Raw genomic sequence first — 24,929 nt, forward strand, 5'->3', positions numbered from 1 at the left:
CGCCCGTCAGATGTGCAGAATGAATTCGCGTACCAGCTTGCTGCCGAAATACGCCAGCATCAGCAGGCAGAAACCGCCTAGGGTCCAGCGAATTGCCTTGTGTCCGCGCCAGCCGAGACGGTTGCGTCCCCACAGCAGCACGCTGAAAACCACCCAGGCCAGGCAGGCGAGGAGTGTTTTGTGCACCAAGTGCTGGGCGAACAGATTTTCGACAAACAGCCAGCCCGAGATCAGTGACAGCGAGAGCAGGCCCCATCCTGCCCAGAGGAAACCAAACAGCAGACTTTCCATGGTTTGCAGTGGCGGGAAGTTCTTGATCAGTCCGGACGGACGTTTGTGTTTGAGTTGGTGATCTTGCACCAGTACCAGCAAGGCCTGAAACACCGCGATGGTGAACATGCCGTATGCCAGGATCGACAGCAGAATGTGGGCCAGAATGCCCGGTGCTTCATCGATGGGCTGGACCGTGCCGGTGGGCGCGAACTGTGCTAGCAGCACCGTCGCCAGCCCGAGCGGGAACAGCAGCACCAGCAGGTTCTCCACGGGTATTCGCGCACAGGCAAGCATGGTCAGGGCAATAACAGCGACCGCGATCAGGCTCGCGGCACTGAAAAAGTCCAGGCCCAGGCCGACGGGTGTAATCAGCTGGGTGTAAAGACTGAGCCCGTGAGCGATTACAGCGAAGCCGCCGAGCAGGCAAAGTAGACGTTTATCCACCTTTGCACCTTGGCGCAGGCGGATGCTTTGATAAAGGGTCGCAGCGGCATATAAGCAGGCGGCGGCGAGACTGGGAAGCAAGCTGGGTGACAAGGGAAGCATAAATCCTGTTAGGCAAGCCCGAAAGACGCTGAGTTTGGCATAGAACCGACATTTCACGAAAGACTACAGAAGCAGACTCGATGGTGTCCGTCCAGCAGAGTCTTCGCTATAATCCGTCACCTGCTCAAGTCGCAGGCTCGTCGAACACTGTTTTTAGCCGTTGTTTTCAACAACGGGCCACCACGAGCCGGACCGCACCAACCGGGGTTCAACTAGAGCCTGAAAGGATCGCGCATGTTTGAAAACCTTACAGACCGCCTCTCGCAGACGCTTCGCCATGTTACCGGCAAGGCGAAGCTGACCGAGGACAATATCAAAGACACCCTGCGTGAAGTGCGCATGGCTTTGCTTGAAGCCGACGTTGCCTTGCCGGTGGTTAAAGACTTCGTCAATAAGGTCAAGGACCGCGCTGTCGGTACCGAGGTGTCGCGCAGCCTGACGCCGGGCCAGGCGTTCGTGAAGATCGTCCAGGCCGAACTCGAAGAGTTGATGGGGGCGGCCAACGAAGATCTGGTCCTCAACGTCACACCACCGGCCGTGGTCTTGATGGCGGGCTTGCAGGGCGCGGGTAAAACCACCACCGCCGGCAAGCTGGCGCGCTTTCTCAAAGAGCGCAGAAAGAAAAGCGTGATGGTGGTCTCGGTGGACGTTTATCGTCCTGCGGCCATCAAGCAGTTGGAAACCCTGGCCAACGACATCGGCGTGACGTTCTTTCCGTCCGATATCAGCCAGAAGCCGGTAGAGATCGCGCTGGCGGCCATCAAAGAGGCCACGCTCAAATTCATCGACGTGGTGATCGTCGATACCGCCGGTCGCTTGCACATCGATGTCGAGATGATGGGCGAGATCCAGGCGTTGCACGCGGCAACCAAGCCAGCTGAAACGCTGTTCGTGGTTGACGCCATGACCGGTCAGGATGCGGCCAACACCGCCAAGGCCTTTGGCGATGCGTTGCCGTTGACCGGTGTGATCCTCACCAAAGTCGATGGTGATGCTCGTGGCGGCGCGGCGCTGTCGGTGCGTGCGATCACCGGCAAACCGATCAAGTTCATCGGTATGGGCGAGAAAAGCGACGCCCTCGAACCGTTCCACCCGGACCGGATCGCCTCGCGCATCCTCGGTATGGGCGATGTGCTGAGCCTGATCGAACAGGCCGAACAGACTCTCGACAAAGACAAAGCCGATAAACTGGCGAAAAAACTGAAGAAGGGCAAAGGCTTCGACCTCGAAGACTTCCGCGATCAGTTGCAACAAATGAAAAACATGGGCGGCCTTGGCGGGCTCATGGACAAGCTGCCGAACATGGGCGGGGTGAATCTGGCGCAGATGGGCAATGCTCAGAACGCCGCTGAAAAGCAATTCAAGCAGATGGAAGCCATCATCAACTCGATGACCCCGGCCGAACGCCGTGACCCGGACCTGATCAGCGGTTCGCGCAAGCGCCGGATCTCCATGGGTTCAGGCACTCAGGTGCAGGATATCGGGCGTCTGATCAAGCAGCACAAGCAGATGCAGAAGATGATGAAAAAATTCTCCGCCAAAGGCGGTATGGCAAAAATGATGCGCGGCATGGGCGGAATGTTGCCCGGCGGCGGCATGCCGAAGATGTGATTGCATAGCGCGGGAGACTCTTTTCGCGCATCCCTACACGGAGGGTGACCTCCAGTAACCTTGCTTTTTGCAGGGTTGATAAGCCGCTGTTCGCAGCGGCTCCATAGCAGATCTGGATGGCATGCCGATAGGCGCCGGAAAAAGACATTTGCAAATGTCCGGATATTCCTTAGAATATGCGGCCTTTCGGGCACCTATGCCCGCTGTGCATCTTAAGATTTGCAGCACCGACTACAGGAACGATGTCCACATGCTAACCATCCGTCTCGCCCTTGGCGGCTCCAAAAAGCGCCCGTTTTACCACCTCACCGTGACCGACAGCCGCAACCCGCGCGATGGTTCACACAAAGAACAAGTTGGTTTCTTCAACCCGGTTGCCCGTGGTCAAGAAGTCCGTTTGTCCGTGAACGAAGAACGCGTGACTTACTGGTTGAGCGTTGGTGCACAACCTTCTGAGCGTGTTGCTCAGTTGTTGAAGGAAAATGCTAAGGCTGCGGCCTGAGCAATATGAACGCGACGCCTGCAGTAGCCGAAGATTTGATCGTTATCGGCAAGATTTATTCTATTCATGGCGTTCGCGGCGAAGTGAAGGTTTATTCCTTTACTGATCCGATTGGAAACCTGTTGGATTACAAGACCTGGACGCTTCGGCGCGAAGGCGATGTGCGACAGGTAGAGCTGGTCAGCGGACGCTTGCAAAACAAGTTCCTGGTCGTAAAGCTCAAAGGTCTCGATGACCGTGAGGAAGCTCGTCTTCTGTCCGGTTTTGAGGTCTGCGTGCCGCGCAACCTGTTCCCTGATCTGACCGACGGCGAGTACTACTGGTACCAGCTGGAGGGTCTTAAGGTCATCGACCACCTAGGGCAATTGCTCGGGAAAATCGATCACCTTCTGGAAACTGGCTCGAACGATGTAATGGTGGTCAAGCCTTGTGCGGGCAGTCTGGATGATCGCGAACGCTTGTTGCCCTATACAGAGCAATGCGTGTTGGCAGTCGACCTGGGTGCTGGCGAGATGAAGGTGGATTGGGATGCGGACTTCTAAGCGACATGGCTAGCCTACGCGTAGAAGTGATCAGTCTGTTCCCCGAGATGTTTTCCGCCATCAGCGACTACGGCATTACCAGCCGTGCGGTGAAACAAGGGCTTTTGCAGCTGACTTGTTGGAATCCGCGGGACTACACCACAGATCGACATCACACTGTGGATGATCGCCCATTTGGCGGTGGTCCGGGCATGGTGATGAAGATCAAGCCTCTTGAAGACGCTCTGGTTCAGGCCAGGCAGGCAGCAGGGGATGCGGCGAAGGTTATTTACCTGTCGCCACAAGGCCGCCAACTGACTCAGTCGGCGGTACGCGAACTGGCGCTAGGGGAAGCATTTATCCTCATCGCGGGTCGTTATGAAGGCATTGACGAGCGTTTCATTGAAGCTCATGTCGATGAAGAGTGGTCGATTGGTGACTATGTACTTTCCGGTGGCGAGCTGCCGGCGATGGTCCTGATAGACGCGGTTACGCGGCTGCTGCCTGGAGCTTTAGGGCATGCGGACTCCGCGGAGGAGGATTCCTTCACGGATGGTCTGCTGGATTGCCCGCATTACACCCGACCGGAGGTGTATGCGGATCAGCGTGTTCCCGACGTGTTGCTAAGTGGCAATCACGCGCACATCCGGCGTTGGCGTTTACAGCAGTCCCTTGGGCGGACCTATGAACGACGCGCCGATCTTCTGGAAAGCCGCTCGCTTTCTGGAGAAGAGAAGAAGCTGCTGGCGGAGTATCTCCGCGAGCGGGACGATAGTTAACGTATCGATGGTAGATCCTGATGATCTACCTTAGGAGCACAGCATGACTAACAAAATCATTCTGCAACTCGAAGCTGAGCAGATGACTAAAGAGATCCCTCCCTTTGCCCCGGGCGACACTGTTGTCGTTCAGGTGAAAGTGAAGGAAGGCGACCGTTCGCGTCTGCAAGCGTTCGAAGGCGTTGTGATTGCCAAGCGTAACCGTGGTGTGAACAGTGCTTTCACTGTTCGTAAAATCTCCAACGGTGTTGGCGTAGAGCGTACTTTCCAGACTTACAGCCCGCAAATCGACAGCATGGCTGTGAAACGTCGCGGTGACGTTCGCAAAGCCAAACTGTACTACCTGCGTGACCTGTCCGGTAAAGCAGCTCGCATCAAAGAAAAACTGTCTTAAGTTCAGTCTTTCCGATGCAAAAAAAAGCAGCCTAAGGGCTGCTTTTTTGTTGCCCGGTTTTTAATCTCCATCGGGCAACGCTCGCCGCGCCATGACCCGGTGTGGAACACTGCCACCGACTTTATTACAGAAGCCCCGAATATCATGCCTGCTATTGATCACCCGCTGATTGACCGTTTTCTCGACGCGTTATGGCTGGAGAAAGGCCTGTCGGATAACACCCGCGAGGCTTATCGCAGCGATCTGGCTTTGTTCAATGGCTGGTTGCAGGAGCAAGATGTTGAATTGAGTAGCGCGGGTCGGGAGCTGATTCTCGATCACTTGGCCTGGCGCCTGGACAAAGCGTACAAGCCTCGTTCGACAGCGCGCTTTCTGTCCGGCCTGCGCGGGTTTTATCGGTTTTTGCTGCGGGAAAAGTTGATCCTGGTCGATCCGACCCTTCAAGTGGACATGCCGCAACTGGGCAGACCCTTACCTAAGTCATTGTCCGAGGCCGACGTTGAGGCGCTGTTGGCCGCGCCGGATCTTGGCGAGGCCATCGGTCAGCGTGATCGGGCGATGCTTGAGGTGCTGTACGCCTGCGGCTTGCGCGTCACTGAACTGATCAGCTTGACCCTTGAGCAAGTCAACTTGCGCCAAGGCGTCGTGCGGGTCATGGGCAAGGGCAGCAAGGAACGACTGGTGCCGATGGGGGAGGAGGCGATTGTCTGGATCGAACGCTACATGCGTGATGCGCGGTGGGAGCTGTTGAACGGACGGCCCAGTGACGTGCTGTTCCCAAGTCAGCGCGGTGAGCAGATGACCCGCCAGACGTTCTGGCATCGTATCAAGCACCAGGCCAAGGTCGCCGGAATCGGCAAGTCCCTTTCGCCGCATACCTTGCGCCATGCCTTCGCTACCCACCTGCTCAATCACGGCGCTGACCTGCGAGTGGTGCAGATGTTGTTGGGGCACAGTGATTTGTCCACGACGCAGATATACACTCATGTAGCCCGCGCAAGATTGCAGGAAATACATGCAAAGCATCACCCTCGTGGCTGATTTCCAGGCCTGCCGGGAGGTGTCCTGCGTCACTCTCAGTCGGCCTGACAGCCCTTATGTGATAGGCTTTGCCGGTTTCGAAAATTGGGCAGCACTAAAACGCCTGCGGTCCCCCATGACCGCCGTTTTCAGCAGCGCCCATCTGTCCACCGTTCAAGGAGTCCCCATGCGCGTGACCCGGATTTTCGCCGCCGCAGTTATTGCGTTGGCCAGTACGCTCAGTATGTTCGCTCAGGCGGATGATGCCGCCGATAAAGCCATCCGCAAGGCCCTTGAAACGCTGCAGCTCGAGCTGCCAGTCGACAGCATCGCCAGTAGCCCGCTGAGCGGTCTGTATGAAGTCAAACTCAAAGGCGGTCGCGTGCTGTATGCCAGCGCTGACGGCCAGTTCGTGATGCAGGGGTATCTGTTTCAGATCAAGGACGGTAAACCGGTCAACCTGACCGAGAAGACCGAACGCTTGGCCATTTCGAAAACCATCAACGGCATTCCTACCGGTGACATGGTGGTCTATCCGGCCATCGGCGAAACCAAATCGCACATCACCGTGTTTACGGATACCACCTGCCCGTATTGCCACAAGCTGCACGCTGAAGTCCCCGAGCTGAACCGTATGGGGATTGAAGTGCGCTACGTTGCCTTCCCGCGTCAGGGCCTGGGTTCGCCGGGCGATGAGCAACTGCAGGCGGTCTGGTGCTCCAAGGACCGCAAAGGCGCCATGGACCGTATGGTCACCGGCAAGAATATCGAAGCACCGAAATGCGCCAACCCAGTGTCCGGGCAATTTGCCATAGGGCAATCGATTGGTGTCAATGGCACGCCAGCCATCGTGCTGGCGGACGGTCAGGTGATTCCGGGCTATCAGCCGGCCAAACAAGTGGCCAAGCTGGCATTGAGCGCCCAATAATCCTGTTTCGCCAGGGTTAGCTTTTGACGATCATGGAGCCGCGGGTTTACCGTCGCTTTATTAAACAGCGAGCCACCTCACAGCAGGTGGCTGTTTTCCACGGCCGGCCTCGCGTCGGCCGTTTTATGGGGACTTCATAGTGAAACCGGTCAAAGTAGGCATCTGTGGGCTGGGTACTGTCGGTGGCGGTACCTTCAACGTACTTCAGCGTAACGCCGAGGAGATTTCCCGCCGCGCCGGCCGTGAAATCGAAGTAGCGCAAATTGCCATGCGTACGCCAAATCCCCTCTGCCAGATTACCGGTACCCCCATTACCCACGACGTTTTTGCCGTCGCGACCAACCCTGAAATCGATATCGTCATCGAGCTGATCGGTGGCTACACCGTTGCCCGCGATCTGGTCCTGCTGGCCATCGAGAACGGCAAGCATGTTGTCACTGCCAACAAGGCACTGATCGCCGTGCACGGTAACGAAATCTTCGCCAAAGCCCGTGAGAAGGGGGTGATCGTTGCGTTCGAAGCCGCTGTCGCCGGTGGCATTCCAGTGATCAAGGCGATCCGTGAAGGCCTGTCGGCCAACCGCATCAACTGGGTCGCCGGGATTATCAACGGCACCGGCAACTTCATCCTCACCGAGATGCGCGAAAAGGGCCGTACCTTTGCTGACGTGCTGGCCGAAGCCCAGGCTCTGGGTTACGCCGAAGCCGATCCGACTTTCGACGTCGAAGGTATCGATGCTGCGCACAAACTGACCATTCTTGCGTCGATTGCCTTTGGCATCCCGCTGCAGTTCGACAAGGCCTACACCGAAGGCATCACCAAGCTGACCACTGCTGACGTGAACTACGCCGAAGCGTTGGGCTACCGTATCAAACACCTGGGCGTGGCACGTCGCACGGCTGCGGGCATCGAGCTGCGGGTTCACCCGACCTTGATCCCGTCCGATCGCCTGATCGCCAACGTCAATGGCGTGATGAACGCAGTGATGGTCAATGGTGATGCCGCGGGTTCGACCCTGTTCTACGGTGCGGGTGCCGGCATGGAGCCTACAGCGTCCTCAGTGGTCGCCGATCTGATCGACGTGGTTCGTGCCATGACCTCGGATCCAGAGAACCGTGTTCCGCACCTGGCCTTCCAGCCAGACTCGTTGTCCGACCACCCGATTCTGCCGATCGAAGCCTGCGAAAGCGCTTACTACTTGCGGATTCAGGCCAAGGATCACCCGGGTGTTCTGGCGCAAGTGGCGAGCATTCTGTCCGAGCGCGGGATCAATATCGAATCGATCATGCAGAAAGAAGTCGAAGAACAGGACGGTCTGGTACCGATGATTCTGCTGACTCACAGCGTCCTCGAACAACGTATGAACGACGCGATCACAGCCCTTGAAGCCTTGCAGGATGTGGTCGGCAGCGTGGTGCGTATTCGTGTTGAACAGCTGAACTAACCGCGGCTATCGAATCAAGCAGCTCTTGTTTTAGAGAGGAACAATCATGCGTTACATCAGTACCCGCGGCCAAGCGCCAGCCCTGAACTTCGAAGACGTGCTGCTCGCGGGTCTTGCCGGTGATGGCGGCCTGTATGTGCCGGAAAACCTGCCGCGCTTTACCCTGGAAGAAATCGCCTCCTGGGCGGGTCTGCCGTATCACGAGTTGGCGTTCCGGGTCATGCGCCCCTTCGTCACCGGCAGCATCCCGGATGCCGACTTCAAAAAGATTCTGGAAGAAACCTATTCGTCGGGAGAGGGGGGCGTATTCGCCCACAGTGGCATTGCGCCGCTGCGCCCGTTGAATGGCAATGAGTGGGTGCTTGAGTTGTTCCATGGTCCCACCCTGGCCTTCAAGGACTTCGCCCTGCAACTGCTTGGGCGTCTGCTCGATTATGTGTTGGCCAAGCGTGGCGAACGCGTAGTGATTCTGGGCGCGACCTCCGGTGATACGGGCTCGGCCGCCATCGAAGGCTGCCGTCGTTGCGACAACGTCGACATCTTCATCCTGCATCCGAACAATCGTGTCTCGGAAGTTCAGCGTCGGCAGATGACTACCATCTTCGGTGAGAACATCCACAACATTGCCGTCGAAGGCAACTTCGATGACTGCCAGGAGATGGTCAAAGACAGCTTCGCCGATCAGGACTTTCTCAAGGGCACGCGTCTGGTTGCGGTCAACTCGATCAACTGGGCGCGGATCATGGCTCAGATCGTGTACTACTTTCATGCGGCCCTGCAGCTCGGCGGGCCGGCGCGTTCGGTTGCGTTCTCGGTTCCAACCGGTAACTTCGGCGATATTTTCGCCGGTTACCTGGCGCGCAACATGGGCTTGCCGATCAGCCAGCTGATTGTCGCCACCAACCGCAATGACATTCTGCACCGCTTCATGAGCGGCAATCAGTACTCCAAGGAAACCCTGCACGCGACCCTGTCGCCGTCCATGGACATCATGGTGTCGTCGAACTTCGAGCGTTTGCTGTTCGATATGCATGGGCGCAATGGCGCCGCCATCGCTGGCTTGATGGACACCTTCAAGCAGACCGGTACGTTTAGCGTCGATGAAGATCGCTGGACCGAAACCCGCAAGCTGTTCGATTCTCTGGCAGTCAGCGATGAGCAGACCTGCGAGACCATCGCCGAAGTCTTCGCGCAGACGGGCGAAGTGCTCGATCCGCACACCGCCATTGGGGTCAAGGCCGCCCGCGATTGCCGTCGCAGCCTGGATACGCCGATGGTGATTCTGGGGACCGCGCATCCGGTCAAGTTCCCGGATGCAGTGGAGAAAGCCGGTGTAGGAAAAGCCCTTGAGCTGCCTGCACATTTGGCTGATTTGTTTGAGCGAAACGAGAAGTGCACCGTTCTGCCAAATGACCTTAAAGCCATACAGGCCTTCGTCAGCCTGCACGGTAATCGCGGCAAACCGCTCTGACGGTATCGTTGTGTAACAAGATCAGGCCCGCCATTTGGCGGGCTTTTTTGTTTTTGCGTGCCACACTCCGGGGGTTTTGGATCCCTACGGACGGGAAGACTGCGGTGAAGAAAGTCAGCAGGCACGGTATGAGTGCCACAAACAAAAGCGTTTTGCACACAGCCTTGCTGTGGATGCTGTTATTCCTGAGTCAGGCCGCGCCCGCTGCGCAAAGTTTGCCTTTCAGTCTGGTGGCACCCTTTGTAAGCCTGCCGCCCATGCTCCTGGAACCTCAGGATCAACAATGGCTCGATCAGCATCGCCCCCTTCGCGTGGGCATCTCGATTGCCGATTACGAGCCGATCGACATCACCAGTGATCGCAATCGCTATCAGGGCATTAGCGCCGACTACCTGAGCCTAATTGGCAGCACGCTGTCGGTGCCCATGCAAGTAGTAGGTTTCGCCCGACGCGAAGAGGCCATTCTCGCCCTGCGTAACGACACCATCGATATTCTTACCAGTGCCAATGGCTTCGAGCGAGGCGTGAAGGAATTGGCGTTTTCCGCCGACTACATGCCCGACCGCTCGGTGATCGTCGGACGCGGGAGTGACGTGACCCTGCCGTCCGGGCTGAAGGGTAAAAAAGTGGTATTGCTCGATGGCTACGCCGATGCGCGGGTGGTCCATGCGGTTTATCCCGACAGCGAAATTATCCTCGCGCCTAATCTCTACAGTGCTCTTGAGGCCTTGAGCCAAGGTGAAGTCGATGCATTTATCGGCAACGAGGTCATCGTGCGCTCCTACAGTGCCTTGCGCCCCTATCTGGGGTTACAGATCAAATCCGAAAGCGCACTGCCGCCGGTTGGGTTCTCGTTCGCCACTCGCAAAGAAGACGGGACCCTGCTTTCGATGATTGACCGTGCGCTCAAGCGTATCGACCCGTCGGTCAGGCGCGAGGTAGTCGTGCGCTGGACCACGGGCCTTGGCTCGGACATCGCCCGGCAACGCATCAAGTTGACGACCGCCGAGCAAGGCTGGGTCCGCAAACATCCGCGTGTCACGGTGGCTTCTGGCCAACATCCGCCGTACTTGTACCAAGACAAGAACGGCCAGTGGGTTGGCCTGAATGTGGACGTGCTGGCGCGTATTTCGCGCATGACCGGCCTGCAGTTCGTGCACAAGGAATCGTCTTCGACGGAAGAAACCATGCACTTGCTGCGCACCGGTCAGGCCGACATGAATACGACCTTGGGGGAGAACGCTGAACGCAAGAAGTTCCTCGGCTTCACCTACTCGTATGGTGGTAATGCCTGGGTTTTCGTCGTGCGCAGCAAGGACCCGTCGCCGCTGACCCTGAATGATCTGTCGGGACGGGTTCTGGCGCTGCCCGCCAAACATGCGCTGGAAGACTTTATCCGGCGCAGTCATCCAGACATCAAGCTTCGATCGGTCAAGACCTACGAGCAAGCCCGTCAGTTGGTCGAAGACGGTCAGGCCGATGCAACCATCCAGAATGAGGCAGGGGCCTATCTGTTCCCGCCGGGGGTGCTGAAAGTCGGTCGTAGTGTTGAGGGGCAATGGTCACCTGATCGTTTTTCAGTGGTCGAGACTCAACCGGAGCTGTTGAGCATCCTGAACAAGGCCCTGGAAGAATTTCCCGTGGGCGAGTTACGGGCTATCCGCCTGAAGTGGCTGGGTGCGGTCATCCCTCAACCCACGCTCTGGCAACGCATCCCGCCGTGGGTTTATTGGACACTTGCAGTCGCACTGATGCTGGGCCTGGTCTCGCTGGTCTGGAGCAGTCGCCTGAAGGTGCAGATTCGCCAGCGGCTCAGGGCAGAGGAACAGCTCAGTGATCAGTTGGCGTTCAAGCATGCCTTGCTCGACGGTATCCCCAACCCGATTTATGTGCGGGACCTCAATGGCCGGTTGATTTCGTGCAACCGCAGTTATGAGGAAAGCTTCGGGATCAGTTTTGAACAGATGAGTGGCCGGCGCTTGATCGATGTGGATTTGATCCCTCGTCCGAGCGCCGAACAGATGCATGCCGATTACCTGAAACTCCTGGAAACCCGGCAGCCGGTGTTCGCTGACCGGCAGATGGAGCTCTTTGGCCGGTTGATTGAGGCCTATCAGTGGACCGTGCCCTTTTACCGGGCCGATGGCCAGTTGCAGGGCTTGCTGGGTGGCTGGATAGACATCACCGAACGCAAGCAACTGGAAGCCCAGCTCGACCAGGCGCGGCAGGAGGCCGAGCTGGCCAATGTCGCCAAAAGCGCTTTCCTGGCAACCATGAGCCATGAAATCCGCACGCCGATGGGCGCCATCATCGGTCTGCTTGAACTTGAGCGCGAACAGGCTTTACGTCAGGGCACGCTGCCGTCCGAGGGGCTAAACGTTGCGTACCAGTCCGCACAGGAATTGATCGCCCTGATCGGCGACAGCCTGGACCTGGCCAAGATCGAATCCGGGAGTATGCAATTGACGCTGGTCACAACCCCGTTGCGACCGTTCTTTGAAGGTATTTGCAAACTGTTCGAGGCCAAGGCGTCGGAGAAGGGCCTAGACCTGCGGCTGGAGTTCGCCGAACAGGCCGAGGGTGACTACTGGCTTGATCCGTTGCGCCTGCGTCAGGTATTGCACAACCTGCTCGGCAACGCCTTGAAATTCACCCGCGAAGGCGCGGTGCTTATGCGCGTCAGCGTGACCGGGGCGGATCAGCACCGGCCCTGCTTGCAGATCAGCGTCAAGGACAGCGGTGTCGGCATCAGTGCGCAGCAGCAGAGCCTGTTGTTCCAGCCGTTTTCTCAGGCCAGCGGCGATACTGCAGCCGAATATGGCGGCACCGGCCTGGGGTTGAGTATTTGCAGGCAACTGGTGGAATTGATGGGCGGGCAGATCGGCCTTGAGAGCGAGCCGGGGGCCGGAACACTGGTCACCGTTGAGCTGGAGCTGGCCCGCGCCCAAGCGTCGAGCAAAGGCCCAGAGCCCCTTCAGCAGCGAGCTGTCAGCCGTTCGTTGCAGTTGCTGATCGTCGATGATCTGTCGGCCAACCGTCTAGTACTGACTCAACAGCTTGAGTTTCTCGGGCATGAAGTGGTGTCCACCCACAGCGCGGAGTCGGCCTTGGCGCTCTGGCGTGAGGGTGACTTCGACGGGGTTATCACTGACTGCAATATGCCAGGCATGAGCGGTTATACCCTGACCGAAAACATTCGACGGATCGAAGCTCTGGAGCAACTGCGGCCTTGTCCGGTCATCGGTTGCACCGCCAATGCCATGAGTGATGAACGCCAGCGCTGTGAGCAGGCAGGCATGGACCGGCTTCTGATCAAGCCAGTGCCTCTGGAGCAACTGGCACAATTGCTCGCCGATATTGCGCCCGCACAATCGTTTGATATCCAGTCCTTGCGGCAAATGACCCGGGCCAACGATGAGCAGATGCAGCTGTTGCTTTTGGAACTGTGGAAAAACCTGGAACAGGAATGGGGTGTTTTGCAGCCAGCGGTGAGCGCACAGGACTGGAAGGCCCTGAGCGCTTCACTGCACCGTTTGAAGGGCGCCGCGTGTCTGATCGACGCGGTGCCGCTGGCGAAGGCCTGTGCCAGCCTCGACGCTAGCGTGCGCGTGCAATCCAGCGTAACGCTGGTCGAGGAGTGGCAGAAGCTGGACGACGCTATCGGGCAGCTTCGCGTCGACATTCAGCAGCACTTGCCGGTACCGCCTGTTTAGGACTTGTCCTATGGGGTACAGATGCGGGGGCCTTTAAAGTACAGATCACTTTTGGCTAAAACCGCTCCGGCCCGCGAGGCATGACTGTGAACTCTCTTAACGTTCTGATCCTTGAAGACAATCCGTTTCAACTGATGGCGCTGCACCAGATGCTCAATGCCAATCAAGTCTTCAACGTCCTGGCGGCTGACGGCGTCGCAGCGGCGCAACAATCGTTGGCCAATCGGGGCAGCGTCGATATCGCCATCTGCGACTTGCAGATGGACGGCCCGGACGGGCTCGAAATGATCCGGTATCTGGCCGAAACCCGGCAGGCCCGAGCGGTGATCATTCTCAGCAGCACCGACACCAGCGTGCGTGACGGCGCAGCATATCTGGCACGACAGCAGGGGCTCTGGGTGCTGGGTAGCCTGCCAAAGCCCGCGTCGGCAACGGCGCTATGCAAATTGCTGGAGGTTTACAGCGAGGGCATCGAGCACGATACCGCGCCCTTACCGTTGTTGCAGGTGTCGGAGTCATTGTCACTGGAAGCGCTGTATCCGATAGCCCCGGGTCAACACATCGGCGATACCCGAGTATCCGAACAGTGGATCGCCCACTACCAGCCCAAGGTCAGCCTGGAGGGGAAGTTGCTGGGCGTTGAGGCGCTGGTCCGTTGGCAGCACCCGCAGTACGGCCTGTTGGTGCCCGGCCAGTTCATGGCCGCACTGGAACATGCGGGCCTGATTGCGCCGCTGACCTGGCGCATGCTGGAGCTGGCGTTGAAATTGTCCTCCGAGGTATTACAGGCGCGTGGGGAAGCCTTGCCCGTGGCCGTGAATATCGCGCCGGTGATGCTCGAACACGTCGATTTTGCCCAGGAAATCCTGGCGCTGCTGGCGCGTTTCGGCCTGCCACCAGAGGTGCTGACTCTGGAAGTCGTCGAGAGCTCGGTACTGAATACGCCGTCCTGGCAACTGGAAAGCTTGATGCGTTTGCGCCTGCAAGGGTGCAAATTATCCATCGACGACTTTGGTACGGGCGCTTCAAATATTGAGCGTTTGCTGCAATTGCCCTTCTCTGAACTGAAGATCCCTTCCGAATTCGTACGGGGCATGGCCGAAGACGCACGCAAGTCGGCGGTGGTCGCCGGTGCTTTGACTATGGCGAGACAGATGGCGATGAACGTGGTGGTCGAAGGTGTTGAAACCGCCGATGACTATCGAGCCCTGCAGGCGTTGGGCAAGCCCGCAGTGCAGGGTTATTTCATTGCACGTCCCATGAGCGAGGCCGCTCTACTGAGCTGGATGGCGGAGCGTACGGGTCCGACTTCAGGTCAGCCCATGCTCTTGCAGATAAATGAATAACGACGCGTCGTTGGCCAGGCCCAGCTTGCGCATGGCGCTGACTTTTTGAGTGCTGACCGTTTTTTTGCTTCGGTTAATTTGCGCAGCGATTTCCCCAACCGAGCGCCCGGCCGCCAGTAAACGCAGGACTTCCTGTTCCTTGGGTGAGAGCTGCCCGTGGGATACCAGGGCGTCAGAACCGTAATCACCGGCTTCGAGCAGAGCCTGTTTTACCGAGTCCGCAATGTAGTGTTTGTTCTGCCGGATACTCAGGATTGCGGCAGGCAACTCGCCCGCCAGGCTGGCTTTGCTCAACAGCGCATTGACCCCCAATGCAAGGATCGAGCTAAACAGTCCTGCATTATTGAGCATGGTGACCACCACAATGGGCAACTGTGGATGATCACGTCGAATCCGTTCCAGTAACCGCAGCCCATCGTTCTGTTGATCGACAGGCATCATGAAATCGGTCACCAGCACATCACACGCGTGGCTTTTCAGCGCTTCATTGAGTTCTACCGGGCTGCCAGCCTCGGCCACTACCTGAGCGTCGCCGCCCTGTTCGAGCACAACCCGCAGCCCTATCAGGAAAATAGGGTGATCGTCCGCCAGGATGATGCGCAGTGTTCGATCAGAGGGCTTACTCACGGTCAGGCTCCGTTTGCATGGGCAAGATGGGATTGACCTGCCTTGAAGGTTATCGGCAGCTCTTTGTGCGTATTGATAGGGTATTGCAGGTTGACCTCTCCGTCGCGAGGGGGGTAGCCGTTTGTTTTTTATCTGTCATGTTCAGCAGGCATGCTCAAGGTTCCTGATTGCAGGCAATCCCCAGCTCACGGCGCACGAACTTTTTCCTCAAGCCGGGGGTCATTGATAAGCACCTTTGCATTCAAACTGTTGAGTGGTGATCTAGATGGAAAATATCAGCTTACTGCTAAGTGAAGCCCTGACGCCGTACCAGGCAACGCTGGGCCCTGCAGGTGCTCGGGGTGAGCGTCTGGTGACCCTGAAAAATCCGGCGGGTGCGATTGTGATCGAGCGCACGCTGTGTGTAGCGCAGTTTTGCGACAAGCGCCAACTGACAGATGTGGTCGACGGTTTTCACCGGGACCTGTTGGTGGCCGAGGGGCGCATCGAGCCCTGCGTGATTGCGGCCATGCGCCACGTTCAAACGCAGGCATTTAGACCGGTTCTGGATTTTATTTGACTGATCGGGGAACCTTAGTCGTATTCAGGCCTCATATTAAGTACGGCAGGTTCAGGCATTGTGCTCCGGTGATTGTTGCCTGTCGTACTGGTCCCGAGGGACCACGGTTTGACCCCGAGTTAGTTACCCCGCTGCTCGGGGTTTCTTTTGTCTATAGTTTGGCACGCGTCAGTATTTCCGTGGGCTCAGGGCTTATCGAAAAACGCCTTGGCATCCTTCAGATATTCCACGCGGGACGACGGGTCGAGCCACTCGGCGTAGAGATCGACAAGTGTGCTCTCGCGCAACACGCGCATTTCGCGGTTGATGATCTCCATGGCCTCCCGGCCTCGCTCGGTATTCGAACAACCGACATGGGCGAACTGATATTTGGCGGTGCCTTTGACCGGGTAAAACGCCAGTTCTTCAGGGTCGATGCTTTGGTGCTGTGCCTGGTAACGGGCTTCTGGCCAGTAACTGATAAAGGCTTGCAAGCGGCCCAGGCGCTCCATCTGTAACAGGCTGCCGACCGCATCGTTGCCGTAATGCTCGCTGACGTCAGCGCCTGACGCGCTATGAACAATTTGATCGATCACCGGGCCGTAACTGCGTTCGGCCACTACCCCGAGCTTTATCGTCTGGCTCGCCAGTAACGCCACCAGGTCGATCTGGCCGTTTTCGATGAAGGGGCTGAAGCGACTCGCGTCTTCACGACGAATGACGATGCCGTTGCTGGCCACTGCATACGTAGGGATCGAGAAAATGATGGTTTTCGCTCGCTCTGGAGTCCAGAGCAGCGTCGGGTCGCAAGTGAGGGAAGGCTCATGAAGCATTTGCATGCCTCGGGCGCGATTGACCCGCAACAGCTGGTGTTCGAACTCGGGCATGCGGGCGATCAATAGGGGCATCAGCCGATCAATCGAACCTTGGCCCTGCTGCGGGCCTGAGGCAATCGTCAAGGGCGGTAGATCGCGCAGTAACCAGATCAATGTGTCTTTTGCCATGCTGGTGCGCGGCACGCCAATGAGCGATACCAAGACTAGCATGAGCTTTAAACAGGGCTTGGCGGCCCGCAAGGAGCGATAGAACATTCGCTGATGAATCCTCGGGAAGTGCCTGAATTATAGCGTCATTTAGATGACGCCTTGTTCGCGCAAACGAACAATCTGTTCAGCGTCATAACCCAGAGCTTTCAGTAGCTCGGCATTATGGGCCCCCAGCTCGGGTCCGACCCAGTCTGCAGACCCCGGTGTTTCCGAGAGTTTGGGGACGATGCCGGGCATTTTGAACAATTTTCCATCGGGTAATTTGGCCTGGAGAAACATTTCCCGGGCGAGAAATTGCGGGTCACTGAACATGTCTTCAGCTGAGTAAATACGACTGGCAGGCACCTGAGCTTCGGTCAGTGCACTCAACAGTGTTTCCAGCGGCAGCGAACCGACCCAGCGATCAATCACGCCGTACAGTTCATCACGGCGGCTGTCCCGCCCGTCATTGCTGGCCAGCGCGGGATCATTGGCCAGGTCCTCACGCCCGATGACCTGCATGAACCGTTTGAAGATCGCATCGCCATTGGCGCCAATCTGTATGTGCTTGCCGTCGGCGCTGGTGTGAATCGAAGAGGGCGTAATGCCGGGCATGATGTTGCCGGTGCGCTCACGGATGAACCCGAACACATCGAACTCCGGGACCATGCTTTCCATCATCGCGAAAATTGCTTCGTACAGCGCCACATCTACCACTTGGCCCTGGCCGCCGTTGACTTCGCGGTGACGCAACGCCATCAGCGCTCCGATCACACCCCACAGCGCGGCAATCGAGTCACCGATTGAAATCCCGGTGCGTACCGGTGGCCGATCCTCGAAACCGGTGATATAGCGCAACCCGCCCATGGATTCCCCGACTGCGCCGAACCCTGGCTGATCTTTCATCGGTCCGGTCTGGCCGAAACCGGACAGGCGCACCATCACCAGTTTCGGGTTCAGTGCGTGCAAGGTTTCCCACCCCAGGCCCAGCTTTTCCAGGACGCCGGGTCGAAAGTTTTCGATGAGGATGTCGGCCTCGCCCAGCAACTGCTTGAGGATGGCCAAACCCTCGGGATGCTTGAGGTTGAGCGTCAGCGACTTTTTATTGCGCGACTGAACAAACCACCACAGCGAAGTCCCCTCGTACAGCTTGCGCCACTTGCGCAGGGGATCGCCGCCGTCCGGCGATTCGATTTTGATCACCTCGGCACCGAACTCGGCGCAGATGCGCGAGGCGAAAGGGCCAGCAATCAACGTTCCCAGTTCAATGACTTTTAGACCGGCAAGGGGTTTGGCAGTGAGTGGCATGGGGCATCCTGTGGGCAGCGAATGGCCTTAGCCTATTCGATTCTGGCGACAGATTCTGCCCCGGCGGCACCTTGGTCTGGCATCAGGCGCTTATTTGTCCCGACCGCCGGGCAGATCAGGCCGGTTCGGTCGTTCAATGGGTCAGCATCGGTTAGACTTGGCGCCTTTCTCCGCATCTAGAAGCCCGTTCATGGCCCAGCCGTCCACGACCTACAAATTCGAACTCAATCTCACCGACCTCGACCGTAGCGTCTATGAAAGTGTCAAACAGACGATCGCCCGCCACCCCTCTGAAACTGAAGAGCGCATGACCGTGCGTTTGCTGGCTTATGCCTTCTGGTATAGCGAGCACCTGGCGTTTGGCCGTGGCTTGTCGGACGTGGACGAGCCCGCGCTCTGGGAAAAGAGCCTGGATGGTCGCGTGTTGCACTGGATCGAAGTGGGCCAGCCCGACGCTGATCGCATCACATGGTGCTCGCGTCGTACCGAGCGCACCAGTCTGTTGGCCTACGGCAGCTTGCGTGTCTGGGAAACCAAGGTCATCCCGGTCGCGAAAAACCTGAAAAACGTTAACATCGCCGCCGTGCCGCAAGACATTCTGGAAGTCCTGGCCAAGGACATGCCACGCGTTATCAAGTGGGACGTGATGATCAGCGAAGGAACGATTTTCGTAACCGACGACCGTGGTCAGCACGAAGTTCAGCTGCAATGGCTCACCGGCGAGCGCGGCTGATACGCCTCGCCACTGATTGCTCTGCCAGCTCGCCAATCAAAGAAATCCAGCGGAAACCGAATGCGCATCGAACCTCGCCTGTTGCCTGACACTTTGCCGTTTCTCGGCGACCTGCCGCCTTTGCTGACGCGTCTGTATGCCGCGCGCGGCGTGCTGTCCGAGGTCGAGCTGGACAAAAGTCTGACCCGCCTGATTCCTTATCAGCAGCTCAAAGGGATCGATGCGGCGGTGGACCTGTTGGTCACGGCGTTGAACGAGCGTCAGCGCATCCTGATCGTCGGCGACTTCGATGCGGACGGTGCGACCGCCAGCACTGTGGGCGTGCTGGGGTTGCGACTGCTCGGTGCCGCGCATGTCGATTATCTGGTGCCGAACCGTTTCGAATATGGTTATGGCCTGACCCCGGAAATTGTCGCCGTCGCCTTGCAGCGAGAGCCGCAATTGCTGATCACTGTGGATAACGGTATTTCCAGCGTCGACGGTGTGGCGGCGGCCAAGGCTGCGGGCTTGCAGGTACTGGTCACTGACCACCACTTGCCCGGCCATGAACTGCCGGCAGCCGATGCCATCGTCAACCCGAATCAGCCCGGTTGCGAATTCCCCAGCAAGGCCCTGGCCGGCGTCGGGGTGATTTTCTACGTGTTGATGGCATTGCGCGCACGGTTGCGTGATACCGGTTGGTTCGAGGCCAACCAGCGGGTGCAACCGAACCTCGGTGAGCTGCTCGATCTGGTTGCACTGGGCAGCGTCGCCGATGTGGTGCCGCTGGACGCCAACAATCGCATCCTGGTCCATCAAGGCCTGCTGCGCATCCGTGCAGGTCGGGCGCGACCGGGGCTCAAGGCGATTCTCGATGTCGCGCGCCGTGAACCTGCGCGCATTACCTCGACCGACCTCGGGTTTATCATTGGGCCGCGTTTGAATGCTGCCGGTCGTCTGGATGACATGAGCCTTGGCATCGAATGCCTGCTGTGTGAAGACGAAACCCTGGCCCGTGAAATGGCGGTGCAACTCGACGAGTTGAACCAGGACCGCAAATCCATCGAGCAGGGCATGCAGCGTGAAGCACTGGCCCAGCTCAAGGACTTGCCACTGGAATCGATGCCGTTCGGCTTGTGCCTGTTCGAGGCGGATTGGCACCAAGGGGTGATCGGGATTCTCGCTTCACGCCTGAAAGAGCGTTATCACCGTCCGACCATCGCCTTCGCCAGCGCCGGGGAGGGCGTACTCAAAGGTTCGGCGCGTTCAGTGCCGGGGTTTCATATCCGCGATGCGCTGGATGCCGTGGCGGCCAAACATCCGGAACTGATCAGCAAGTTTGGAGGGCATGCGATGGCCGCTGGCCTGTCGTTGCCTGAAGCGAACTTCCCGGCGTTTGCCGAAGCCTTTGACGCGGAAGTGCGTCGCCAACTGTGTGAAGACGACCTGACCGGGCGCCTGCTGTCGGATGGCACGCTGGCCGTGGAAGAGTTTCATCTGGAACTGGCCCGGGCGCTGCGCAACGCGGGTCCCTGGGGGCAACATTTCCCTGAACCGTTGTTCCATGGCGTGTTTCAGTTGGTAGAACAACGCATCGTTGGCGAGCGTCATCTGAAGATGGTACTGAAAAGCGAATGCGGCTCGCTGAAACTCGATGGCATCGCCTTCAGCGTCGACCGCGAGATCTGGCCGAACCCGACCATTCGCTGGGTCGAACTGGCGTACAAACTGGACCTCAACGAATTTCGTGGCAACGAAACCGTACAGTTGATGGTGGCGCATATCGCTGCGCGTTGATTTGCTGCAGGAACCCTGATCTCTCTTGAGTTGTCGACTAGGCTCTAGGCATTGTTGTACAGAAACATGCCACACAGAATCTGGAACCCGATTGTCAATTTGAGAGGTCCCCATGAGCCTGCTGCTTGAACCCTTTACCCTGCGTCAACTGACCCTGCTCAATCGCATCGCGGTGTCGCCGATGTGTCAGTACTCCTGTGTCGATGGCCTGGCCAACGACTGGCATCTGGTTCATCTCGGTAGCCGCGCCGTCGGCGGTGCCGGGCTGGTATTCACCGAGGCCACCGCCGTCACCAAAGACGGGCGCATCACTCCCGAAGATTTGGGGTTGTGGAACGACGAACAGATCGAGCCTTTGCAACGCATCACCCGTTTCATCACGGCTCAAGGTGCGGTTGCCGGTATCCAGCTGGCGCATGCCGGTCGGAAGGCCAGCACTTGGCGACCCTGGTTGGGCAAGCAGGGCAGCGTGCCATTAAGTGAGGGTGGCTGGACACCAGTCGGGCCTTCGCCTATCGCATTCGACCCCAAACACACGGCGCCAGTACAACTGGATGAGCACCAGATCCAGGAGGTGATTCAGGCGTTCGTCGACGCGGCGCAGCGCGCGCTGACGGCGGGTTTCAAAGTGGTCGAGATTCACGCCGCTCACGGCTATCTGTTGCATCAGTTCCTGTCGCCGTTGAGCAATCAGCGTCGCGATCAATATGGCGGCACGTTTGAAAATCGCATTCGCCTGACCCTGCAAGTCACCGAGGCGGTACGCGCCATTTGGCCCGAAGAACTGCCATTGTTCGTACGTGTCTCTGCCACTGACTGGGTCGAAGACGGCTGGAATCCGGACGAAACCGTTGAGCTGGCGCGACGCTTGAAAAACATAGGCGTGGACTTGATCGACGTGTCGTCGGGCGGCACGTCTGCCAATGCAGAAATTCCAGTCGGCCCCGGTTACCAGACTCGGTTCGCCGAGCGGGTGCGCAAGGAGTCGGGGATTGCTACCGGCACCGTCGGCATGATCACAGAACCGGCCCAGGCCGAGCACATCCTGCGTACCGGGCAAGCTGACTTGATCCTGCTCGCCCGCGAACTGCTGCGTGATCCGTACTGGCCCCTGCACGCTGACGATGACTTGGGCGGACGCAAAGCCACCTGGCCCGCGCAATATCAACGCGCGACTCATCGTGATCAACCGATCCATGAGTCCGATTTGCGCGAGTGAGGTCGAGCACTCCGCCCACCGGGGGCGAACCTATTCGCGAAGACGCCCAGACGAAATGCCCACGCAGAGCGTGGGCATTCTCAGATCAAAGGCTTTTACTTCCTGACTTTCCAGGCATCCCCAGCGGGCGCCGTACCGTGGTCGTACGGTTTACCCAGCCACATGTAGATCAAGCCCAGGCCAATGACAATGGCGGTGGTCAGGACCATGGCGTAGTTGATGTACCAGGCGGCATCCGGGGTACGAGGCCAGGCCATGTTGATGATGGCCAACACCCCGTAGATCAACGCGCCAAGGTTAATGGGCAGGCCCCATTTACCGAGGCTGAATTGACCGCTTGGCTTCCAGCCGCGTGCGCGGGCGAAGAGGGCGGCCATGACAATCATCTGGAACGCCAGGTAGATACCGATGGCGGCGAAGCTGACGATGGTGGCGACCGCATCCTGCAACACAAAGCCCAGGCAGATGATCAAAGCGGGCAGTACGCCAGCAACGAACAACGCTGCAACTGGCACCTGAGTGTTGGGTGACAGGCGTTTCAGCACAGTGCTGCCGATGATCATTTCATCCCGTGCGTAGGCATAAAGCAGGCGGCTGGCGGCGGCTTGCAAGCTGATGACGCAGGAGACGAAGGACACCATCACCACGGCCATCACCACTTTCGAGCCATTGACGCCAAAGGCGTTGCTGAGGATGGTGGTCACCGGATCCTTGTCGGTGCCGTTGATCACTGCGGCCATGTCCGGTACGGAGAGGATCAGCGCCAGGCAGGCGAACATCGCTGCTGCGCCACCGATATAGATGGTCATGCGCATGGCGCGCGGGATCATCTTGCTCGGGTTAGGCGTTTCTTCGGCAACATCACCGCAGGCCTCGAAGCCGTAGTACAGGAACATCCCCGCCAGCGACGCGGTCAGGAACGCCGGCATGTAAGAGCCATCAATGCGGATGTCGAAGGTATTGAACAGCACACTCAACGGTTGGTGACGCTCGAAGATCAGCAGATACAGACCGACGATTACCGCACCGATCAGTTCGCAGAGAAAACCAAACATGGCGATGCGCGCGAGCACTTTGGTGCCGCTGAGATTGACCAGCGTGGCAAACAGGGTCAGCACCAGCGCGATGACAATGTTGGTGTTGGCGCTAGGCTCGAATCCGAGCATGGCGGCCAGATACGGTCCGGCACCCACAGCAACGGCGGCGATGGTCACGCACAGGGCGATTGCATAGATCCAGCCAACCATCCATGCCCAGCGCTTGCCCACCAAGCGACGAGCCCATGGGTACACACCGCCGGAAATCGGGAACTGCGAAACCACTTCACCGAAAATCAGGCACACCAACAACTGACCCATGCCCACTAACAGGTAAGCCCAGAACATCGGTGGACCGCCTGCTGCCAGGCACAGGCCAAACAAGGTGTAGACGCCCACCACGGGCGACAGGTAAGTGAAGCCGAGGGCGAAGTTCTCCCACAGGCTCATGGTGCGGTTGAAGTTGGAGGTGTACCCCAACTTGAGGAGTTGTTCTGCATCGCTGTCCAGCGCGGCGGCTAGCGGGGTTGCGCTCATATGTTTCTCCAGAAAATCGGCAGATTTGGTGTGTCCGAAACCGTGGTTGTGCACTCACTGCACAACCCGATTCGGTCGTTATTGTTTTGATCTGGATTGCGGGTGAAACGGAAATCGTCGAAGGCTGCGATAGCGCGTGAAACGCCCTCAGTGTTTGAACATCACATGGCGCACGGTGGTGTAATCCTCCAGCCCGTACATGGACATGTCTTTGCCATACCCGGAGAGCTTCTGCCCGCCATGGGGCATTTCGCTGACCAGCATGAAGTGGGTGTTGACCCAGGTGCAGCCATACTGCAAGCGCGCAGCCATCCTGTGGGCGCGTCCGACGTCTTGGGTCCAGACCGATGAGGCTAAACCGTAGTCCGAGTCGTTGGCCCAACCCAATACTTGCGCCTCATCGTCGAACTGGGTGACCGAGACCACCGGGCCGAACACTTCGCGGCGGACGATTTCATCATCCTGTTTCGCACCGGCAATCACGGTGGGTTCGAAGAAGAAGCCGTTGCCCTCAACCACCTTGCCGCCAGTGATCAGGCGCATGTGCGATTTAGCGAGCGCGCGTTCGACGAAGCCCACCACGCGGTCGCGATGCTGTGCAGTGATCAGTGGACCGAGCTCGGTTTCCGGGTCGTCTTGCAAACCGTACTTGATGGTGCTGACAGCTTCGCCCAGCCGGGTAACGAATTTTTCGTAGATGCCTTTTTGTGCGTAGATCCGGCACGCGGCGGTGCAATCCTGGCCGGCGTTGTAGAAACCGAACGTGCGAATGCCCTCGACCGCAGCGTCGATATCAGCATCATCGAAAATGATTACCGGTGCCTTGCCGCCCAGCTCCATGTGCATGCGTTTGACGCTGTCGGCGGTGCTGGAAATGATGTGCGAGCCCGTGGCGATAGAGCCGGTCAACGAGACCATGCGCACTTTTGGATGGGTCACCAGCGGATTGCCGACGGTTTGCCCTCGACCGAACACCAGATTGAGTACACCGGCCGGGAAGATATCGGCCGCCAGCTCCACCAGACGCAACGCGGTCAGTGGTGTTTGCTCGGACGGTTTGAGTACCACGGTATTGCCAGCGGCCAGCGCCGGGGCGATTTTCCAGGCGACCATCATCAGCGGGTAGTTCCAGGGCGCAATCGACGCCACGACACCGATAGGATCACGACGGATCATAGAGGTGTGGCCCGGCAGGTATTCACCGGCCGCTGAACCACTCATGCAGCGACTGGCGCCCGCGAAGAAGCGAAATACGTCGGCAATCGCCGGGATTTCATCGTTCAGTGCGGCGCTGTAAGGCTTGCCGCAGTTGTCCGACTCCAGTTTGGCCAGCTCTTCGCCATGGGCTTCAATGGCGTCGGCCAGTTTGAGCAACAGCAGCGAGCGATCTTTGGGCGAGGTCTGTGACCAGCTTTCAAAGGCCGCATCGGCAGCCCGCACGGCGGCGTCGACCTGGGCTTCACTGGCTTCGTTGATTTCGACCAACACCCGACCCAAGGCTGGGTTGAAGACAGACTGGCTGGGACCTTCGCCAGCGACGAGATGGCCATTGATCAACAGTTTTGTTTGCATGGTTGATTC

General features: G+C 58.3%; 21 protein-coding genes. 15 read left to right on the forward strand and 6 right to left on the reverse strand.

Annotation, left to right across the window (positions count from 1 at the left end; translation table 11 throughout):
• Positions 1 to 6 precede the first annotated feature (6 nt).
• Positions 7 to 819: a cytochrome C assembly family protein gene (locus tag ACVBEG_RS05165; RefSeq protein ID WP_322178156.1), complete on the reverse strand. Its 813-nt coding sequence runs from the start codon at positions 817 to 819 to the stop codon at positions 7 to 9.
• A gap of 234 nt (positions 820 to 1,053) precedes the next feature.
• Between ACVBEG_RS05165 and ffh the strand changes: the two genes are divergently transcribed.
• From ffh to ACVBEG_RS05220, 11 genes are all read left to right on the forward strand, one after another.
• Positions 1,054 to 2,430, forward strand: a complete 1,377-nt coding sequence (gene ffh, locus ACVBEG_RS05170; RefSeq protein WP_322178157.1) for a signal recognition particle protein — start codon at positions 1,054 to 1,056, stop codon at positions 2,428 to 2,430.
• 250 nt (positions 2,431 to 2,680) lie between these two features.
• Positions 2,681 to 2,932 (forward strand): 30S ribosomal protein S16, encoded by a 252-nt coding sequence (gene rpsP / locus ACVBEG_RS05175; protein ID WP_219061317.1) that lies wholly within the window; start codon positions 2,681 to 2,683, stop codon positions 2,930 to 2,932.
• Positions 2,933 to 2,937: 5 nt separating this feature from the next.
• Positions 2,938 to 3,474 carry a ribosome maturation factor RimM gene (gene rimM, locus ACVBEG_RS05180; RefSeq protein WP_219061159.1) on the forward strand — a complete coding sequence of 179 codons (537 nt, stop codon included), beginning with the start codon at positions 2,938 to 2,940 and terminating at the stop codon, positions 3,472 to 3,474.
• Positions 3,475 to 3,479: 5 nt separating this feature from the next.
• Positions 3,480 to 4,232: a tRNA (guanosine(37)-N1)-methyltransferase TrmD gene (gene trmD, locus ACVBEG_RS05185; RefSeq protein WP_322178158.1), complete on the forward strand. Its 753-nt coding sequence runs from the start codon at positions 3,480 to 3,482 to the stop codon at positions 4,230 to 4,232.
• A gap of 43 nt (positions 4,233 to 4,275) precedes the next feature.
• On the forward strand, positions 4,276 to 4,626 hold the full coding sequence (gene rplS, locus ACVBEG_RS05190) for a 50S ribosomal protein L19 (protein ID WP_296248607.1): 351 nt from the start codon (positions 4,276 to 4,278) through the stop codon (positions 4,624 to 4,626).
• A gap of 144 nt (positions 4,627 to 4,770) precedes the next feature.
• Complete coding sequence (xerD, locus tag ACVBEG_RS05195; RefSeq protein WP_322178159.1) at positions 4,771 to 5,667, forward strand: site-specific tyrosine recombinase XerD; 897 nt, start codon at positions 4,771 to 4,773, stop codon at positions 5,665 to 5,667.
• 166 nt (positions 5,668 to 5,833) lie between these two features.
• Positions 5,834 to 6,574 (forward strand): DsbC family protein, encoded by a 741-nt coding sequence (locus ACVBEG_RS05200; RefSeq protein WP_322183055.1) that lies wholly within the window; start codon positions 5,834 to 5,836, stop codon positions 6,572 to 6,574.
• A gap of 139 nt (positions 6,575 to 6,713) precedes the next feature.
• Complete coding sequence (locus ACVBEG_RS05205) at positions 6,714 to 8,018, forward strand: homoserine dehydrogenase (RefSeq protein ID WP_322178160.1); 1,305 nt, start codon at positions 6,714 to 6,716, stop codon at positions 8,016 to 8,018.
• 46 nt (positions 8,019 to 8,064) lie between these two features.
• Entirely contained in the window at positions 8,065 to 9,489 is a 1,425-nt protein-coding gene (gene thrC, locus ACVBEG_RS05210; RefSeq protein WP_447107427.1) for a threonine synthase, read from the forward strand.
• A 128-nt stretch (positions 9,490 to 9,617) separates the two neighbouring features.
• A complete protein-coding gene (locus tag ACVBEG_RS05215) occupies positions 9,618 to 13,202 on the forward strand; it encodes a transporter substrate-binding domain-containing protein (protein ID WP_443690354.1) in 3,585 nt (1,194 codons plus the stop codon).
• A gap of 86 nt (positions 13,203 to 13,288) precedes the next feature.
• Entirely contained in the window at positions 13,289 to 14,548 is a 1,260-nt protein-coding gene (locus tag ACVBEG_RS05220) for an EAL domain-containing response regulator (RefSeq protein ID WP_322183059.1), read from the forward strand.
• Here the strand turns inward: ACVBEG_RS05220 and ACVBEG_RS05225 are convergent.
• A complete protein-coding gene (locus ACVBEG_RS05225; RefSeq protein WP_322178162.1) occupies positions 14,513 to 15,175 on the reverse strand; it encodes a response regulator transcription factor in 663 nt (220 codons plus the stop codon). The genes ACVBEG_RS05220 and ACVBEG_RS05225 overlap by 36 nt on opposite strands.
• A gap of 265 nt (positions 15,176 to 15,440) precedes the next feature.
• Between ACVBEG_RS05225 and ACVBEG_RS05230 the strand changes: the two genes are divergently transcribed.
• Positions 15,441 to 15,734 (forward strand): DUF3509 domain-containing protein, encoded by a 294-nt coding sequence (locus ACVBEG_RS05230; protein ID WP_322178163.1) that lies wholly within the window; start codon positions 15,441 to 15,443, stop codon positions 15,732 to 15,734.
• A 185-nt stretch (positions 15,735 to 15,919) separates the two neighbouring features.
• On the opposite strand, the gene ACVBEG_RS05235 is transcribed toward ACVBEG_RS05230, so the two are convergent.
• Both ACVBEG_RS05235 and ACVBEG_RS05240 read right to left on the reverse strand, forming a co-directional pair.
• Positions 15,920 to 16,804, reverse strand: a complete 885-nt coding sequence (locus ACVBEG_RS05235; RefSeq protein WP_407074669.1) for a TIGR02285 family protein — start codon at positions 16,802 to 16,804, stop codon at positions 15,920 to 15,922.
• Positions 16,805 to 16,846: 42 nt separating this feature from the next.
• On the reverse strand, positions 16,847 to 18,046 hold the full coding sequence (locus tag ACVBEG_RS05240; RefSeq protein ID WP_322215229.1) for a CaiB/BaiF CoA transferase family protein: 1,200 nt from the start codon (positions 18,044 to 18,046) through the stop codon (positions 16,847 to 16,849).
• A gap of 190 nt (positions 18,047 to 18,236) precedes the next feature.
• Between ACVBEG_RS05240 and ACVBEG_RS05245 the strand changes: the two genes are divergently transcribed.
• The 3 genes from ACVBEG_RS05245 (at position 18,237) to ACVBEG_RS05255 (ending at position 21,774) form a co-directional block, all read left to right on the forward strand.
• A complete protein-coding gene (locus ACVBEG_RS05245; protein ID WP_322178166.1) occupies positions 18,237 to 18,779 on the forward strand; it encodes a YaeQ family protein in 543 nt (180 codons plus the stop codon).
• Between the two features lie 60 nt (positions 18,780 to 18,839).
• Positions 18,840 to 20,555, forward strand: coding sequence for a single-stranded-DNA-specific exonuclease RecJ (recJ, locus tag ACVBEG_RS05250; RefSeq protein WP_322178167.1), 1,716 nt, complete (start codon positions 18,840 to 18,842; stop codon positions 20,553 to 20,555).
• Between the two features lie 112 nt (positions 20,556 to 20,667).
• Positions 20,668 to 21,774, forward strand: coding sequence for an NADH:flavin oxidoreductase/NADH oxidase (locus ACVBEG_RS05255; protein ID WP_322215232.1), 1,107 nt, complete (start codon positions 20,668 to 20,670; stop codon positions 21,772 to 21,774).
• A 95-nt stretch (positions 21,775 to 21,869) separates the two neighbouring features.
• Here the strand turns inward: ACVBEG_RS05255 and ACVBEG_RS05260 are convergent, their stop codons facing one another.
• Together ACVBEG_RS05260 and ACVBEG_RS05265 are read right to left on the reverse strand one after the other, a co-directional pair.
• Positions 21,870 to 23,348, reverse strand: coding sequence for an APC family permease (locus tag ACVBEG_RS05260; protein ID WP_322178169.1), 1,479 nt, complete (start codon positions 23,346 to 23,348; stop codon positions 21,870 to 21,872).
• A 147-nt stretch (positions 23,349 to 23,495) separates the two neighbouring features.
• Complete coding sequence (locus ACVBEG_RS05265) at positions 23,496 to 24,920, reverse strand: gamma-aminobutyraldehyde dehydrogenase (protein WP_323566377.1); 1,425 nt, start codon at positions 24,918 to 24,920, stop codon at positions 23,496 to 23,498.
• Between the last annotated feature and the right edge of the window lie 9 nt (positions 24,921 to 24,929).

It is taken from the genome of Pseudomonas sp. GG8 (assembly GCF_052976945.1).

Bases quoted from the DNA above. Each gene is read 5' to 3' on its own strand.
- ACVBEG_RS05165 (WP_322178156.1), bottom strand. From the start codon at position 819: ATGCTTCCCTTGTCACCCAGCTTGCTTCCCAGTCTCGCCGCCGCCTGC.
- ffh (WP_322178157.1), top strand. From the start codon at position 1,054: ATGTTTGAAAACCTTACAGACCGCCTCTCGCAGACGCTTCGCCATGTT.
- rpsP (WP_219061317.1), top strand. From the start codon at position 2,681: ATGCTAACCATCCGTCTCGCCCTTGGCGGCTCCAAAAAGCGCCCGTTT.
- rimM (WP_219061159.1), top strand. From the start codon at position 2,938: ATGAACGCGACGCCTGCAGTAGCCGAAGATTTGATCGTTATCGGCAAG.
- trmD (WP_322178158.1), top strand. From the start codon at position 3,480: ATGGCTAGCCTACGCGTAGAAGTGATCAGTCTGTTCCCCGAGATGTTT.
- rplS (WP_296248607.1), top strand. From the start codon at position 4,276: ATGACTAACAAAATCATTCTGCAACTCGAAGCTGAGCAGATGACTAAA.
- xerD (WP_322178159.1), top strand. From the start codon at position 4,771: ATGCCTGCTATTGATCACCCGCTGATTGACCGTTTTCTCGACGCGTTA.
- ACVBEG_RS05200 (WP_322183055.1), top strand. From the start codon at position 5,834: ATGCGCGTGACCCGGATTTTCGCCGCCGCAGTTATTGCGTTGGCCAGT.
- thrC (WP_447107427.1), top strand. From the start codon at position 8,065: ATGCGTTACATCAGTACCCGCGGCCAAGCGCCAGCCCTGAACTTCGAA.
- ACVBEG_RS05215 (WP_443690354.1), top strand. From the start codon at position 9,618: ATGAGTGCCACAAACAAAAGCGTTTTGCACACAGCCTTGCTGTGGATG.
- ACVBEG_RS05230 (WP_322178163.1), top strand. From the start codon at position 15,441: ATGGAAAATATCAGCTTACTGCTAAGTGAAGCCCTGACGCCGTACCAG.
- ACVBEG_RS05235 (WP_407074669.1), bottom strand. From the start codon at position 16,804: ATGTTCTATCGCTCCTTGCGGGCCGCCAAGCCCTGTTTAAAGCTCATG.
- ACVBEG_RS05240 (WP_322215229.1), bottom strand. From the start codon at position 18,046: ATGCCACTCACTGCCAAACCCCTTGCCGGTCTAAAAGTCATTGAACTG.
- ACVBEG_RS05245 (WP_322178166.1), top strand. From the start codon at position 18,237: ATGGCCCAGCCGTCCACGACCTACAAATTCGAACTCAATCTCACCGAC.
- recJ (WP_322178167.1), top strand. From the start codon at position 18,840: ATGCGCATCGAACCTCGCCTGTTGCCTGACACTTTGCCGTTTCTCGGC.
- ACVBEG_RS05255 (WP_322215232.1), top strand. From the start codon at position 20,668: ATGAGCCTGCTGCTTGAACCCTTTACCCTGCGTCAACTGACCCTGCTC.
- ACVBEG_RS05260 (WP_322178169.1), bottom strand. From the start codon at position 23,348: ATGAGCGCAACCCCGCTAGCCGCCGCGCTGGACAGCGATGCAGAACAA.
- ACVBEG_RS05265 (WP_323566377.1), bottom strand. From the start codon at position 24,920: ATGCAAACAAAACTGTTGATCAATGGCCATCTCGTCGCTGGCGAAGGT.